The following is a 15915-nucleotide window of genomic DNA, read 5'->3' as shown; positions in this document are numbered from 1 at the left end:
ATAGCGCATTGAACCGGTGCACGCAAACACCCTCCTCCCACGCTGAGAGCCCATAAATTCGGCATTTGTGCGACTTGGCACAACCACTGCATTACCTTTCCCAACATACATAAAGCCCAACCTTCAACGTGGAAGGCTGCGCTGCCCGAGAGAACGGGACAAGGACAAAGGCGTCCTCGCTAGTTAACTAGCGGGACGCCTTTTTTTGTTTGCGCAAAATTTTGTCGAGCAAGGCCTGAATGCCCTGATGAGGCAGGCCCGAGCTCCCCGGAGAACCTGATGAAAAAACTAAAACTAGTGATGATCGGCAACGGCATGGCCGGGGTTCGTACCCTGGAAGAACTGCTCAAGCTGAGTAATGAGCTGTACGACATCACGGTCTTCGGCGCCGAACCCCATACCAACTACAACCGCATCCTCCTGTCGCCTGTACTGGCCGGCGAACAGACGTTCGAAGAGATCGTGCTCAACGATCTGGACTGGTACCTGGAAAACAACATCAAGCTGCTGCTCAACCGCAAAGTGGTGGAGATCGACCGGGTCAAACGCCGGGTCATCGCCGAAGACGGCACCGAGGCCGAATACGACCGCCTGCTGATTGCCACCGGTTCGACCCCGTTCATCCTGCCGATCCCAGGTAATACTTTGCAGGGCGTAATCGGCTACCGCGACATTGCCGACACCCAGGCGATGATCGACACCGCCAAGACCCACAAGCACGCCGTGGTCATCGGCGGCGGTCTGCTGGGTCTTGAAGCCGCCAACGGCTTGATGCTGCGCGGCATGCACGTCACCGTGGTGCACATCGGCGAATGGCTGCTGGAACGGCAACTGGACAAAACCAGTGGCCAACTCCTGCAAACCGCCCTGGAAGCCCGCGGCCTGCATTTCCGTCTGTGCGAACAGACCCAGGCTCTGCACGACGCCGGCAATGGCCGGGTCGGCTCGGTGCAGTTCAAGAACGGCGACATCATCCCCGCCGATCTGGTGGTGATGGCCGCCGGTATTCGCCCCAACACCGAACTCGCGGAAAAATCCGGCATCCCGTGCAACCGCGGGATTCTGGTCAACGACACCATGCAAACCTACGACCCTCGGGTCTACGCCATCGGCGAGTGCGCCAGCCACCGTGGTATCGCCTACGGTCTGGTGGCGCCGCTGTTCGAACAGGCCAAGGTATGCGCCAACCACCTCGCCCAACTGGGTTTCGCCACCTACAAGGGTTCGGTGACGTCGACCAAATTGAAAGTCACCGGCATCGACCTGTTTTCCGCCGGCGACTTCATGGGCGGCGAAGGCACCGAGACCATCACCCTCTCCGACCCGATCGGCGGGGTCTACAAAAAACTGGTGATCAAGGATGACGTGCTGGTCGGGGCCTGTCTGTACGGCGATACGGCAGATGGCGGTTGGTATTTCCGGCAGATTCGTGAGAACCATGGCATCGGCGAGATCCGCGATCACCTGATGTTCGGCGAAAACGCCCTCGGTGACGTAGGACACCAGGGCCAGGACAAAGCCATGAGCATGGCCGACACCGCCGAAGTCTGCGGCTGCAATGGCGTGTGCAAAGGCACCATCGTCAAGGCCATCCAGGAACACGGTCTGTTCAGCGTCGATGATGTGAAGAAACACACCAAGGCCGCCAGTTCCTGCGGCTCCTGCGCCGGTCTCGTCGAGCAGATCCTGATCAACACCGTGGGTGGCGCGGCGGACGTCAAACCGAAAAGCGAAAAAGCCATCTGCGGTTGCAGCGACCTCAACCACGGCCAAATCCGCCAGGCCATCCGCGACCAGCACCTGCTGACCATCGCTGGCACCATGAGCTACCTGAACTGGCGTACCCCGAACGGTTGCGCCACGTGCCGTCCGGCGCTCAACTACTACCTGATCTCCACCTGGCCGGGCGAAGCCAAGGACGATCCACAATCGCGCCTGATCAACGAACGCGCCCACGCCAACATTCAGAAAGACGGCACTTACTCTGTAGTCCCGCGGATGTGGGGCGGTGTGACCAATCCTTCAGAGCTGCGGCGCATTGCCGACGTGGCCGACAAGTACAACGTGCCAATGGTCAAGGTCACCGGCGGCCAGCGCATCGACCTACTGGGGATCAAAAAGCAGGACCTGCCAGGCGTCTGGAAAGACCTGGACATGCCGTCCGGTCACGCCTACGGAAAATCCATCCGCACGGTAAAAACCTGTGTCGGCAGCGAGTTCTGCCGCTTCGGTACCCAGAACTCCACGCAACTGGGCATCGAGCTTGAGCACGACCTGTTCAACATGTGGTCGCCGCACAAAGTGAAACTGGCCGTCTCCGGTTGCCCACGCAACTGCTCGGAAGCGGGGATCAAGGACGTCGGAATTATCGGCGTGGACTCCGGCTGGGAGATGTACATCGGTGGCAATGGCGGGATCAAAACCGAAGTCGCGGAGTTCTTCGTCAAACTGAAAACCGCCGAAGAAGTGCGCGAATACAACGGCGCGTTCCTGCAGTTGTATCGCGAAGAAGCCTTCTACCTCGAGCGCACCGTGCATTACCTGCAACGGGTCGGCATGGAACACATCAAGAAAGCCGTGCTGGAAGACCCGGAGCGGCGCAAGGCATTGAACGATCGCCTGCAATTTTCCCTGTCGTTCGAACAGGACCCCTGGAAGGAACGCCTCGAACAGCCGCTGCTGAAAAAAGAATTCGAGGTCATTCCCGTGAAGAACCTGGAGGTGTCGGTATGAACTGGCTGGATATCTGCGCACTGGAAGAGATCAACACCCTTGGCTCGCGGATCATCGCGGGCCCGAAAGGCGACATCGCGATTTTTCGTACGAGCGACGATGAGGTTTTCGCCCTAGACGATCGCTGCCCGCACAAGGGCGGCCCGCTGTCCCAGGGTTTGATCTACGGCAAACGAGTGGCCTGCCCGCTGCACAACTGGCAGATCGACCTGGAAACCGGCGAGGCCCAGGCCCCGGATATCGGCTGCGCCCACCATCATTCGGCACGGGTCGAGAACGGCCGCGTGCTGCTGGCCCTACGGGAAGCAAGCTGATGGACCGTCAAATCACCGCCTCGACCTGCTGCTACTGCGGGGTCGGCTGCGGCGTGCTGATCGAACACGACGGCGAGCGCATCCTCGGCGTCAGCGGCGATCCTGCGCACCCGGCCAACTTCGGCAAATTGTGCAGTAAAGGTTCGACCCTGCACCTGACTGGCGACTTGGCAGCACGGGCGTTGTACCCGGAATTGCGCCTCGGCAAAAGCCTGGCCCGCAGCCGCACTGACTGGGACACGGCTCTCGATCACGCCGCCAGCGTCTTCGCCGAAACCATCGCCGAGCATGGCCCGGACAGCGTTGCGTTCTACATCTCCGGGCAATTGCTGACCGAGGATTACTACGCCTTCAACAAACTGGCGCGGGCGCTGGTGGGCACCAACAACATCGACAGCAATTCGCGGCTGTGCATGTCTTCTGCTGTGGTCGGCTACAAGCGCAGCCTCGGCGCCGATGCTCCGCCTTGCAGCTACGAAGACCTGGAGTTGAGCGACTGCGTGATGATCGTCGGCAGCAACATGGCCTACGCCCACCCGGTCCTCTTTCGTCGCCTGGAAGAAGCCAAATCCCGCCGCCCACAGATGAAAGTCATCGTCATCGACCCACGGCGCACCGACACCTGCGATTTGGCCGACATGCATTTGGCGATTCTGCCCGGCACCGATGTCGCCTTGTTCCATGGGATTTTGCACCTGTTGCTGTGGGAAGACTGGGTCGACCGCGACTTCATCAAGGCCCACACCGATGGCCTCGCCGAGCTGAAAAACCTGGTGCGTGATTACACCCCGACAATGGTTTCGCAACTCTGTGGCATCAGCGTCGAGCAACTGCATCAATGCGCGGAATGGGTCGGCACTTCACCGAGCTTTCTGTCGCTGTGGTGCATGGGACTGAATCAGTCCACCGCCGGCAGCGCAAAAAACAGCGCGCTGATCAACCTGCACTTGGCCACCGGACAAATCGGCCGGCCCGGTGCAGGACCTTTCTCGCTGACGGGTCAGCCGAATGCCATGGGCGGCCGGGAAACCGGCAGTTTGTCGAACCTGCTGCCAGGCCATCGCGAAGCGGCCAATGCCGAACACCGCGCACAAGTGGCCGACTACTGGGGCGTTGATCAACTGCCCGCGAACACCGGGCTGACGGCCATCGAACTGTTCGAGCAGATGCGCAGCGGCAAGATCAAAGCCCTGTGGATCGCCTGCACCAACCCTGCACAATCGCTGCCGGACCAAACCGCTGTGCGCGCGGCACTGCAAGCCTGCCCGTTCGTGGTGTTGCAGGAAGCCTTTCGCACCACCGAAACCGCCGCGTTCGCCGACCTGCTGTTGCCCGCCGCCAGTTGGGGTGAAAAGGACGGCACGGTCACCAACTCCGAACGGCGCATTTCCCACGTCCGTCAGGCCATCGGCGCACCCGGTGAAGCACGGCCCGACTGGGCGATCACCGTGGATTTCGCACAGCGCCTGGAAAAACATCTGCGCCCTGGAGCAACCAGTCTGTTTGCCTTTGAAACCCCGGCGCAGGTCTTCGACGAATACAAACACCTGACTCGTGGCCGCGACCTCGACCTGTGCGGGATCAGTCATGAATTGATCGACCAGCTCGGTCCGCAGCAATGGCCCTTCCCCGCCGGCGCCCGCGAAGGCACGGCGCGGCTGTACCTCGACGGAGTTTTCCCGACCGCCAGCGGACGTGCACAGTTCGTCACCGACCCGTATCGCGCCGCCAAGGAGCAACGCGACGCGCGCTTCCCGCTGACTCTGATTACCGGCCGCCTGCGCGATCAATGGCACGGCATGAGCCGCACCGGCACCGCCGCGCAGCTGTTCGGTCATGTCAGCGAAGCCGTGTTGAGCCTGCACCCGGATGAACTGCGCCGGCATCGCCTGCAACCGGGCGATCTGATCAATCTGAAAAGTCGCCGGGGCTCGGTGATCGTGCCGGTCAGCAGCGATGACAACGTACGTCCGGGCCAGGCGTTTCTGCCGATGCACTGGGGCGACCGCTTTCTCAAGGGCGGTGTGAATACCCTCACCCTTCCCGCCTTCGACCCGTTGTCGAAGCAACCGGAACTCAAACACAGCGGCGTACGACTCGAGTCTGTGCAATTGCCTTGGCAGCTTTTCGCCCTGATAGAGGGCGATGTTCAACAGCACTTGGAGACGCTACGACCGCTCTGCGAGGCGTTTTCCTACGCAAGCCTCAGCCTTACCGGCCGTGAGCGCCCTGCACTGCTGATACGCGCCGCCAGCGCCATCGCGCCAGAGCCGCAGCTGTTGCGTGATATCGATCAATGCCTGGGGCTCAACGACGGCCCAGTATTGGCCTACGACGATCCTCGGCGCTCGATCGGCAAGCGGGTACGGATCGAGAACGGTCGGATCACCGCGATTCGCCTGGCCGGTGAAACCCTCGCTCAACACTGGCTGCAAAGCCTGTGGCTCGAAGGTCGCGCCGACGAACAACTACGCCGTTGGCTGCTGGCGCCTTTGAGTGCGCCACCGGGCAGCGCTGGCGGTCCGGCATCGGGTACCAAAACCCTGTGCAACTGCATGAACGTCAGCCAGAACGCGGTCTGTGCTGGCATCAGCCGTGGTCTGGATTTGCAGGGTTTGAAACAAGAATTGGGTTGTGGCACGCAATGCGGCTCCTGCGTCCCGGAAATCAAGCGTTTGCTGGCCGCCACTGCGCAGCCAGTCGCCGTCATCTCGTGAGGAAAACACTATGAGCGCAAAAGTCTGGCTGGTGGGTGCGGGTCCTGGCGACCCTGAATTGCTGACCCTCAAGGCGGTTCGAGCGTTGCGCGAAGCGGACGTGGTGTTGATCGACGATCTGGTCAATGACGCGGTGCTGGAGCATTGCCCGACTGCTCGAATTATTCCTGTGGGCAAGCGCGGTGGTTGTCGCTCCACGCCTCAAGCCTTCATTCATCGTCTGATGTTGCGTTATACCCGCCACGGCAAATGCGTGGTGCGGCTCAAGGGTGGCGATCCGTGCATCTTCGGCCGCGGCGGTGAAGAAGCGCAGTGGCTACGTGAGCGTGGCGTCGAGGTTGAGCTGGTCAATGGCATCACCGCGGGTCTTGCCGGTGCGACCCAATGCGATATTCCGCTGACGCTGAGAGGTGTCGCGCGTGGTGTGACACTGGTCACGGCGCACACTCAGGATAACAGCAGCCTGAACTGGCAGGCCCTGGCTCAAGGAGGCACCACACTGGTGATCTACATGGGCGTGGCAAAGCTCAGTGAAATTCGCGAGCAACTGCTGGCCGGCGGAATGGCTGCCGATACGCCTGTGGCGATGATCGAAAATGCTTCCCTGCCGCACCAACGGGAATGTCGCAGCGACTTGGCAGCCATGGAAGACGATGCCTGCGACTTCCAGCTCAAAAGCCCGGCGATTCTGGTGATCGGTGCTGTGGCGGCCTGTGATGAAATCAAAAGATCGCAGCCTGCGGCAGTTCCTGCACTGGCTCGGTGTTCATCCTTGTAGGGATTAACAGATCGCAGCCTGCGGAAACTCCTACAGAGATAAATGCCAAATCCATGTAGGAGCTGCCGCAGGCTGCGATCTTTTAGAAGCCGCGCACAACCAACTCTGAAACCCAAATCGCAGACAAAGAAAAGCCCGGCCTAAGCCGGGCTTTTCCTGAGCTGCGAGCTAATTACTTAGCGCTAGCTTCAACCTGCGCTTCTACGCGACGGTTTACAGCGCGACCAGCGTCAGTTTTGTTGTCAGCAACTGGGCGGGATTCGCCGTAGCCAACAGACTGAACGCGGGACGATTCAACACCGTACTGGTTGGTCAGAACTTGCTTAACGGCGTTTGCACGACGCTCGGACAGTTTCTGGTTGTAAGCGTCAGGACCGACGGAGTCAGTGTGACCTTCAACAGTAGTAGTGGTGGATGGGTACTGCTTCATGAAGTCAGCCAGGTTTTTGATGTCGCCGTAGCTGTTAGGCTTGACTACCGACTTGTCGAAGTCGAATTTCACGTCCAGCTCAACACGAACAACTTCAGCAACTGCTGGGCAGCCATCAGCGTCAACAGTTACGTTGGCTGGGGTGTCCGGGCACTTGTCAACGTTGTCGCAAACGCCATCGTTGTCGCTGTCGGCGCAGACTTCAGCTGGTGCTGGAACTGGAGCAGCAGCAGGCTTGGAGCCGCCACCGAAGTTCACACCGATACCAACGCTAGGAGCCCACTCGGTGTCGCCCTGGTCGATGTTGTACTGAGCTTCAACGCCGGCACGGGCGTAGAAGTTGTCGGTGAAGTACAGCTTGGCACCGCCGCCAACGTTGGCGAAGGTGGAACCGTTACGACCACCGGAGCCGTTCTGACCGATGCTCTGGTCGGAGAAGCCAGCCGATACGTACGGACGCAGCATGTCGCCCGGGTTGTTGAAGTGGTACAGAGCATCCAGAGCAGTGTTGGAGCCCTTGATGTTACGGCCGTCTTCGGCACGTGCGTTGTGCACTTCGTCATAGGCCAGACGCAGTTCAACGTCGTCGGTCAGGAAGTAACCGATCGAACCGCCGAACAGGTTGCCGTTGTTCTTGAAGTTACGAGCGCTGTCGAATTGTTCTTTCTTAGCGAAGCCTTCGATTTCAACTGCGCCTTGGCCTTGTGCCAGAGCGCCGAACGAAGTGGCAGCAATAAGAGAACCAATGGCCAAGCCCAAGGTGTTTTTCAGTTTCATCCGTTAAATCCCCATCTGGTGATTGTGAAGCAGTCCCGCAAACCGGGGGACAACTCGGCGGCAAGTCTATCAGAACTTGCCTACACGTAAGAGATATTTGCGCCGAACTAAGTTTCAGCAATGCCTGCAAATTTCTCACGCAATTTGTCTAGAGCGCGTTTGTAACGCATTTTTGTTGCACTCAAACCCATGTGCATTATGTCTGCGATCTCCTGAAATTCCAGCTCTGCGACAAATCGTAGCACCAGAATTTCACGGTCGATCGGGTTCACATACACCAGCCAGCGATCAAGCCCGCCCTTCTCCTCGGGTTTCGGCGTCTTTTCTTCAGACGCTTCCTCGAGGGGGTCCAGACTCAAAGCGTCCATCAAGCGACGCTTTCGCCGTTCCTTCCGATACTGCGTGATGCACTCGTTGTACGTGATGCTATATAGCCATGTCTTGAACTTCGATTTCCCCTCGAAGTTCTTCAGGCCGTACAGCACCTTCAACATCACTTCCTGACAGACATCGTCTGCATCACGATCGTTCCCAAGATACCGTGCACAAACGTTAAATAATGTTCGCTGGTAACGCCGCATCAGTTCTTCATAAGCGCGTGTTACGTGAAACAGCTCGGTATGCGAGCGCGCGACCAACTCCTCATCAGAGAGCTCGCGGGGGTCGTAGCGCGTGGAGAGCGATTGAGCTTTATTCAAAACAAGTCTGGCCGACAGTCAGGTCAATGTCCGCCGCAGCCCTTCAGGGCATTTTTGCGGCGGCATACATTAGCAGGATTTGCCGGGTTAGCGGCTACTCACATGCTGCTCCAAGAGAATCCGATTCGAGAGAGAGACTAGCTCACCCTCGTCGGTCAGCACGGTGGTTTTAACCGTGCCGATCTCTTCGATCTGACCTTCGACCTCGCCAACTCGCACTTGTTGCCCAACCTGATACAACTCACGCACATAGATTCCCGCAAGAATCTGCCCGGCAATTTCCCGGCTTCCCAACCCCATGGCCAACGCAACCGCCAGACCAACGGTAATCAGGACGATCACGATCACATGGTTTAGCAGGTCAGTCTTGACCTCCAACTGGCTGATCGCAACCGAAATACTGATGATGATCACCAGGCCCTGGGCAATTCGCCCCAGGCCCGCGGCGTAATCAAGCCCTACACCTTCTGCCGCGCCACGCACCAGCCCATTGGCCAGTTGCGCCAGCAAGACACCTACCAGCAGCACCAGCGCAGCGCCAAATACTTTCGGTAAATACAGCGCCAACATGTCCAGCGTAGCCGAAACTCGCTCAAGTCCAAGGGATTCTGCGGCAGAAACCAGAAAAATCAGCAGAACGAACCAATAAACGATCTTGCCGATCAATGTCGAGATAGGCACCTGAAGGCCGGCGCGGGACAGCAACTTGGTCAGCCCGGTGCCGCCCATCAAGCGATCGAGGCCCAGTTTGGCAAGCAATTTGGAGAGCAGCGTGTCCAGCAGTTTGGCCACGACAAAACCCAGCAGCAGCACAACCAGTGCGCCAAACAGGTTCGGAATGAAGTTTGCAACCTTGGTCCATAACGCAGTCATTGCAGTGACGAGGCTCTGAGTCCAGAGATCAAGTTCCATATTCAATCAGCCTTATCAGCAGTGCGAGCGGTAGGTTTACGAAGACGGGAAACCGGCGAGATATGGGCCGATCCGTTATTCAGGGCGATCATCAGCGCGGGCAACCAGCGGCCCAGCAGGCTGAACAGATCGCCGGCACCGACCTGGCGGTTGGCGGTTTTCAGCACGCGGCCCAGGCAGGCATCGTCGTCACGGCTGGACGGCGAAGCTTTGAGCATGTCACGCAAAGACTGTTCAAACGGATCGTGCATACGCACCTCTCGTAATATCTGTGAAAGACGCGGTTAAATTTGGTCGGGTCACATGACTCATCATCAGAACCAGCGCAAACGTCGGAATAACCACCACTGCCCCAGCGCTACCGAGCCTGCCAGCAAGCAGGCGATCAGGAAGCCATAAGGGCTGGTGGAGAACGGAATACCGCCGACATTGATACCCAAAAGACCGGTCAGAAAACTCATCGGCAAAAAGATTCCGGTGATGATCCCGAAGCGGTACATCGTGCGATTCATACGCACGCTCAGACGCCGGTCTTCGGCCTCCAGGACCAGCCCCACGCGCTCCCGGGTCAATTCCAGCTCCTCGAGATAACGGGTCAGGCTGTTGTTCAATTCGTTCCAGTAATCGCCATCGTCTTCGACGAACCATGGCAGTTTTATCCGCGTCAGCTGACCGAAAATATCCCGCTGCGGTGCCAGAAAACGTTTCAGTGCGGCCGCCCTGCGACGGATCTGCAAAACAGCCCCATGCTCCGGTGTATACCGTTCGTCGGTATCCAGCTTTTCTTCTTCCTCATCGACGATTTCCGAGAGGCAGCCGACCAGATCCTGCACTTTGTTAGTGAGGTATTGCGCCATATAAAGGATCAGTTCGGAAGCGGTTCTCGGCCCTTTTCCTTCGGCCAGTTGCACCAGCAACTCATCGGTGGCGCGTAACGGCCGCAGACGCAGGGAGATCACCCGCTGGGCCGAACCGAAGATCCGCACCGAGACCATGTCTTCCGGCTCGGCACCTGGATTGAGGTTGATCCCGCGCAGAAACAGCAACAGCTCGGAGTCCGGCAGCGGCAAAAGGCGCGGCCGGGTGTTCTCTTCCAGCAACAAGTCGCAACTAAATTCACTCAGACCACTGTATTTACGCAGCCAGGTCTGGGTTTGCGGATGACTACGATCCCAGTGCAACCACAGGCTTTCATGGGCCTGCAACTGCAAGTCATCGAGTTCAGTCCGGGCTATCGAACGCGCACCGCCTTTACCGTCCAGCACCAGGGCATGCACCAGCCCCCACTGCGCGTTTTCTTCCTCGAACATCCTCACCCCTTTATTGAAACGCGCTTTATTCAGGCATCTTCAGCGGGCTTGGCGAAATGATCACGCCGTTGTTGTCCGCATAAACATAGTGACCCGGGTGGAAGGTCACACCCGCGAAGGTCACGGCAATATTGAGCTCACCAACACCGCGCCGGTCGGTTTTCATCGGGTGACTGGCCAGGGCCTGAACCCCCAGATCAGTTTGCGCGATGACGTCGACGTCACGGATGCAACCGTAGATCACCAGCCCTTCCCACCCGTTATTGGCGGCTTTCTCGGCCAGCAGGTCGCCCAACAGCGCGCGGCGCAGGGAACCGCCACCGTCGACAACCAGCACTTTACCGTTACCCTTGAGTGCGACTTGTTCCTTGACCAGCGAATTATCTTCGAAACATTTGATGGTCACGATTTCGCCACCGAAAGAATCACGGCCACCGAAATTGCTGAACATCGGTTCCAGCACCTGCACCAGCTCCGGGTAGGCGTCGCACAGATCAGGCGTGATGTAATGGTTCATCGAGAAACTCCTGTAAGAAGGAAGACAATCGAATAGGCAGCATACGCGGGCCAAGGCTGAACGGCTGCAAACGCGCCGATCGAGTCGATCACCAAAAGTGACCAGAACCGCTTAATGCGTCATATCTTAGCCGCAAGCCGTTCCGAGCGAAATGCCCTTGTTAGAGCATCAGGCTCAAACTGCCGCGGCCAAATCCGGCTTTCCACCCGGTAACGGCGTCTGCTGATCCGCCAGCCAACGCGCCACCAACGGCCAGACTTCAGTCTGCGCAGCCTTGCTGACAAGCATTTCCACATGACCGAAATTATCGCCAAAGCCTTGCTCGCGGCCAAGGGTGATGAATTGCTTGTGCTCGGAGCCAACCTGATCGAACAGCTTGCGGCAGGCCCAGGTCGGGTCTTGATGATCGCCCGCGGCGCTCACGGCCAGCACTGGCAACTGAACCTCGGCCAAACCTGCCCACCAGTCCTTATCGGCATCGCCAAAACGGCCGAACAACCCGTACCAGCGCATGCTTTCCAGGGCCAGGCCAATCGGTTCGTCCTCCGGGCCGCGCTTGAGCCGTGAACCTGACAGTTGGGCAAAGCGCTTGAGAATGAAGCGCCCGCTCCACTCCACCGGCGGAAACTTCAACGGCCAGTAGGTGCGGCTGACCTGAGTGCCAAAAAACGCCGCAGACGCGACGACAGGCTCGCCGATGTATTCCCCACCCAGCGCCGCCGCCAGCGTAATACCACCCAGCGAGTGACCGATCCAGTGTGGGACCTGGCCGCTTTGTTCGCGCACGAACGCGCCAATGGCCGGCAAATCGTAACGCGCGTAGTCGGCGACGCGGTTTTTACGATAATCCTGATTGCGCTGAGAAAGCCCATGACCGCGCATTTCCGGAATCCACACATCGAACCCCAGACGCGTCAGATAAGCCCCCAACCCCAGACCTTTGGGAGAGAACCAGAATCGTCGATTGGAAAAGCTGCCGTGCAACAGAATCACCGGCACGCCACGCACCGCCGGCTCATCGGCCAGCCCCAGGCGTGTCACAGCCAGTTCGACGGTGCCGTCGGGGCTGTTGCCGGGTTTCAAACGATAGACGTCTTCGCTCAAATCACCGCGCCGTTCGGCGCTGATCAGGGCGACAGGAAATAGGTTGCTGCTGCTTTGCATAATGCTCTTGCACAAAAAAGGGCGGCATCCAGATGGAGCCCGCCCTACTTGAGTCTTAAAGCCTCGACCCACACTAACACTGGACCGAGGCTTCATTCACGAATCAGACCGAAGCCTGACCTTCAGCCAGGAAGAACCAGGTTTCCAGTACGGAATCGGGGTTCAGCGAAACGCTTTCAATGCCCTGCTCCATCAGCCACTTGGCCAGATCCGGGTGGTCCGAAGGCCCCTGACCGCAGATGCCGATGTATTTGCCAGCCTTGTTGCAGGCCTGAATAGCATTGGCCAGCAGCTTCTTGACCGCAGGATTACGCTCGTCGAACAGGTGCGCGATGATTCCGGAGTCACGGTCCAGGCCCAGTGTCAGCTGAGTCAGGTCGTTGGAGCCGATGGAGAAGCCATCGAAGAACTCGAGGAACTCTTCAGCCAGGATCGCGTTGGACGGCAGTTCGCACATCATGATCACGCGCAGACCGTTTTCGCCACGGGCCAGACCGTTTTCGGCCAGCAGATCGACCACCTGGCTCGCTTCGCCCAGGGTCCGAACGAACGGCACCATGATTTCGACGTTGGTCAGGCCCATCTCGTTGCGCACGCGCTTGAGGGCGCGGCACTCGAGCTCGAAGCAGTCACGGAACGATTCGCTGATGTAACGCGAAGCACCACGGAAGCCCAGCATCGGGTTCTCTTCTTCCGGCTCGTAGAGTTTGCCGCCGATCAGGTTCGCGTATTCGTTGGACTTGAAGTCCGACAGACGCACGATGACCTTTTTCGGCCAGAACGCTGCAGCCAGGGTACTGATGCCCTCGACCAGTTTCTCGACATAGAAGCCGACCGGGTCGTTGTAACCGGCGATGCGCTTGTCGACGCTGTCCTTGATTTCTTGCGGCAAGCCGTCGTAGTTCAACAGCGCTTTCGGGTGCACACCGATCATGCGGTTGATGATGAATTCCAGACGGGCCAGGCCCACACCGGCGTTCGGCAGTTGCGCGAAGTCGAAGGCGCGGTCCGGGTTGCCGACGTTCATCATGATCTTGAACGGCAGATCCGGCATGGCATCCACGGAGTTTTTCTTGATGTCGAAGCCCAGTTCGCCTTCGAAGATGTAACCGGTGTCGCCTTCAGCGCAAGAAACGGTCACACCCTGGCCGTCTTTCAACAGCTGAGTGGCGTTGCCGCAACCGACCACGGCCGGGATGCCCAGCTCGCGAGCGATGATCGCCGCGTGGCAGGTACGGCCGCCACGGTTGGTGACGATGGCGCTGGCGCGCTTCATGACTGGTTCCCAATCCGGGTCGGTCATGTCGGAAACCAGAACGTCGCCCGGCTGGACTTTGTCCATCTCGGACACGTCCTTGATGATCCGCACCTTGCCGGCGCCGATGCGCTGGCCGATGGCGCGACCTTCCACCAGCACGGTGCCGGTTTCTTTCAACAGGTAACGTTCCATGACATTGGCCGAAGTGCGGCTCTTCACGGTTTCAGGACGGGCCTGAACGATGTAGAGCTTGCCGTCGTCACCGTCTTTGGCCCATTCGATGTCCATCGGGCACTTGTAGTGCTTTTCGATGATCATCGCTTGCTTGGCCAGCTCGCTGACTTCGGCGTCGCTCAGGCAGAAACGTGCGCGATCAGCCTTGTCCACGTCGATGGTCTTGACCGATTTACCGGCCGTGGCCACTTCGCCGTAGATCATCTTGATGGCTTTGCTGCCCAGGTTGCGACGCAGGATAGCCGGACGACCGGCTTCCAGCGTGCCTTTGTGGACATAGAATTCATCCGGATTCACCGCGCCTTGTACGACGGTTTCACCCAGGCCGTAAGCGCCGGTGATGAACACCACGTCACGGAAACCCGATTCGGTATCGAGGGTGAACATCACGCCGGCGGTGCCGGTTTCGGAGCGGACCATGCGCTGCACGCCGGCCGACAGGGCAACCAGCTTGTGGTCGAAGCCCTGGTGGACGCGGTAGGAAATCGCACGGTCGTTGAACAGGGAAGCGAACACCTCTTTGGCGGCGCGAATAACGTTTTCGACACCACGGATGTTCAGGAAGGTTTCTTGCTGACCGGCGAAGGAAGCGTCCGGCAAGTCTTCGGCGGTAGCGGAAGAGCGCACGGCAACGGCCATGTCAGGGTTGCCGGCCGACAGCGTGGCGAACGCGGTGCGGATCTCGGCGTTGAGCTTCTCGGGGAATTCGGCTTCCATGATCCATTGACGGATCTGGGCACCGGTTTTGGCCAGGGCGTTGACATCGTCGACATCGAGCGCGTCGAGGGCGGCGTGGATCTGGTCGTTCAGACCGCTCAGTTCCAGGAAATCGCGATATGCCTGAGCTGTCGTGGCAAAGCCACCGGGCACCGATACACCGGCACCTGCAAGGTTACTGATCATCTCGCCCAGGGATGCGTTCTTGCCCCCCACATGCTCTACATCATGGACGCCGAGCTTATCGAGGGAAACTACGTACTCTACCAAGGTGATCTCTCCACTAACTGTGTTGGAAAAGCTCAGAAGCCGGCGACTCGGGGGAGCATTTGCCGGCTGTATGGCCTGGACCTGGAAAATAAGTGAGAATGCAGGCCACTGGCGGCCGACAAATCGCGCCTACTATATCCAAGAATCGTCACTAGCTTAAGGCCCAAGGTGCAAATGAAACGATCTGCTTTCTTTATCTCCGATGGCACGGGCATTACGGCCGAAACCCTCGGTCAAAGCCTGTTGGCGCAGTTCGAAAACATTACCTTCAGCAAAATCACGCGGCCCTACATCGACAACGCGGATAAAGCGCGGGCCATGGTACAACAAATCAACAAAGCCGCCGAAAACGATGGTTTTCGTCCGATTATTTTCGACACCATTGTCAATCAGGACATTCGTGAGATTCTCGCAACGTCAAATGGTTTCATGATTGACATTTTCTCGACCTTCCTGGCCCCGCTGGAACAGGAACTGACCGAGCATTCTTCCTACACCGTCGGCAAATCCCATTCCATTGGTGGCAACTCCAATTACATGGAGCGCATCGAGGCGGTGAACTTCGCCCTCGACAACGACGATGGCGCCCGCACGCACTATTACGACAAGGCCGACCTGATACTAGTGGGCGTGTCGCGATGTGGTAAGACGCCGACGTGCCTGTACATGGCCATGCAATTCGGCATCCGTGCGGCCAACTATCCGCTGACCGAAGACGACATGGAGCGCCTGCAACTGCCAACCGCCCTGCGCGCCCATCATCACAAGCTGTTCGGCCTGACCATCGACCCGGACCGGCTTACAGCCATCCGCAATGAGCGCAAGCCCAACAGCCGCTATTCGAGCTACGCCCAGTGCGAATTCGAAGTGCGCGAGGTGGAGAATCTGTTTCGCCGCGAGAACATTGCCCACATCAATTCCACGCATTTCTCCGTGGAAGAGATTTCGGCGAAGATTTTAGTAGAGAAAGGTGTGGAGCGACGTTTCAAGTAGTTCTTTAGCGCCTGTCAGGCCGCCTTCGCGAGCAAGCCCGCTCCCACATTTGATCTTCAGCGAACACAGATTTTGTGTACGACAAAGATCAAA

13 protein-coding genes are annotated in these 15915 nt (G+C 58.6%); 5 read left to right on the top strand and 8 right to left on the bottom strand.

The window, feature by feature from the left end:
- Positions 1–279: 279 nt before the first annotated feature.
- The 4 genes from nirB to cobA are packed head-to-tail and all read left to right on the top strand — an operon-like array spanning position 280 to position 6542.
- Positions 280–2733 (top strand): nitrite reductase large subunit NirB, encoded by a 2454-nt coding sequence (gene nirB / locus KVG95_RS24490; protein ID WP_052965412.1) that lies wholly within the window; start codon positions 280–282, stop codon positions 2731–2733.
- Positions 2730–3047: a nitrite reductase small subunit NirD gene (gene nirD, locus KVG95_RS24485; RefSeq protein ID WP_007902067.1), complete on the top strand. Its 318-nt coding sequence runs from the start codon at positions 2730–2732 to the stop codon at positions 3045–3047. Before nirB ends, nirD begins: the two co-directional genes overlap by 4 nt.
- Entirely contained in the window at positions 3047–5764 is a 2718-nt protein-coding gene (locus KVG95_RS24480) for a nitrate reductase (protein WP_217858232.1), read from the top strand. Before nirD ends, KVG95_RS24480 begins: the two co-directional genes overlap by 1 nt.
- A 10-nt stretch (positions 5765–5774) precedes the next feature.
- A complete protein-coding gene (gene cobA / locus KVG95_RS24475; RefSeq protein ID WP_217858231.1) occupies positions 5775–6542 on the top strand; it encodes a uroporphyrinogen-III C-methyltransferase in 768 nt (255 codons plus the stop codon).
- 172 nt (positions 6543–6714) lie between these two features.
- Here the strand turns inward: cobA and KVG95_RS24470 are convergent, their stop codons facing one another.
- The 8 genes from KVG95_RS24470 to ppsA all read right to left on the bottom strand — a co-directional run bounded on the left by KVG95_RS24470 (position 6715) and on the right by ppsA (position 14829).
- Complete coding sequence (locus KVG95_RS24470) at positions 6715–7749, bottom strand: OmpA family protein (RefSeq protein WP_217858230.1); 1035 nt, start codon at positions 7747–7749, stop codon at positions 6715–6717.
- A 107-nt stretch (positions 7750–7856) separates the two neighbouring features.
- Positions 7857–8447, bottom strand: coding sequence for an RNA polymerase sigma factor SigX (sigX, locus tag KVG95_RS24465; RefSeq protein WP_032834987.1), 591 nt, complete (start codon positions 8445–8447; stop codon positions 7857–7859).
- A gap of 87 nt (positions 8448–8534) precedes the next feature.
- On the bottom strand, positions 8535–9359 hold the full coding sequence (locus KVG95_RS24460) for a mechanosensitive ion channel family protein (protein WP_007902078.1): 825 nt from the start codon (positions 9357–9359) through the stop codon (positions 8535–8537).
- 2 nt (positions 9360–9361) lie between these two features.
- On the bottom strand, positions 9362–9610 hold the full coding sequence (locus tag KVG95_RS24455; RefSeq protein WP_007902080.1) for a hypothetical protein: 249 nt from the start codon (positions 9608–9610) through the stop codon (positions 9362–9364).
- 63 nt (positions 9611–9673) lie between these two features.
- A complete protein-coding gene (cmaX, locus tag KVG95_RS24450) occupies positions 9674–10669 on the bottom strand; it encodes a divalent cation transporter CmaX (RefSeq protein WP_217858229.1) in 996 nt (331 codons plus the stop codon).
- 25 nt (positions 10670–10694) lie between these two features.
- Positions 10695–11186 carry a ribonuclease E activity regulator RraA gene (gene rraA / locus KVG95_RS24445; protein ID WP_038979910.1) on the bottom strand — a complete coding sequence of 164 codons (492 nt, stop codon included), beginning with the start codon at positions 11184–11186 and terminating at the stop codon, positions 10695–10697.
- Positions 11187–11360: 174 nt separating this feature from the next.
- On the bottom strand, positions 11361–12350 hold the full coding sequence (locus tag KVG95_RS24440) for an alpha/beta fold hydrolase (RefSeq protein ID WP_217858228.1): 990 nt from the start codon (positions 12348–12350) through the stop codon (positions 11361–11363).
- 103 nt (positions 12351–12453) lie between these two features.
- Positions 12454–14829 carry a phosphoenolpyruvate synthase gene (ppsA, locus tag KVG95_RS24435; RefSeq protein ID WP_038979908.1) on the bottom strand — a complete coding sequence of 792 codons (2376 nt, stop codon included), beginning with the start codon at positions 14827–14829 and terminating at the stop codon, positions 12454–12456.
- Between the two features lie 174 nt (positions 14830–15003).
- On the opposite strand from ppsA, the gene ppsR reads away from it, so the two are divergent.
- A complete protein-coding gene (ppsR, locus tag KVG95_RS24430; RefSeq protein ID WP_007902088.1) occupies positions 15004–15822 on the top strand; it encodes a posphoenolpyruvate synthetase regulatory kinase/phosphorylase PpsR in 819 nt (272 codons plus the stop codon).
- Positions 15823–15915: the final 93 nt, after the last annotated feature.

The organism is Pseudomonas farris (genome assembly GCF_019145235.1).
Taxonomy (GTDB): Bacteria; Pseudomonadota; Gammaproteobacteria; order Pseudomonadales; family Pseudomonadaceae; genus Aquipseudomonas; species Aquipseudomonas farris.
The sequence above is the reverse complement of the archived record's forward strand: the minus strand, read 5'-3'. Positions and strand labels throughout refer to the sequence as shown.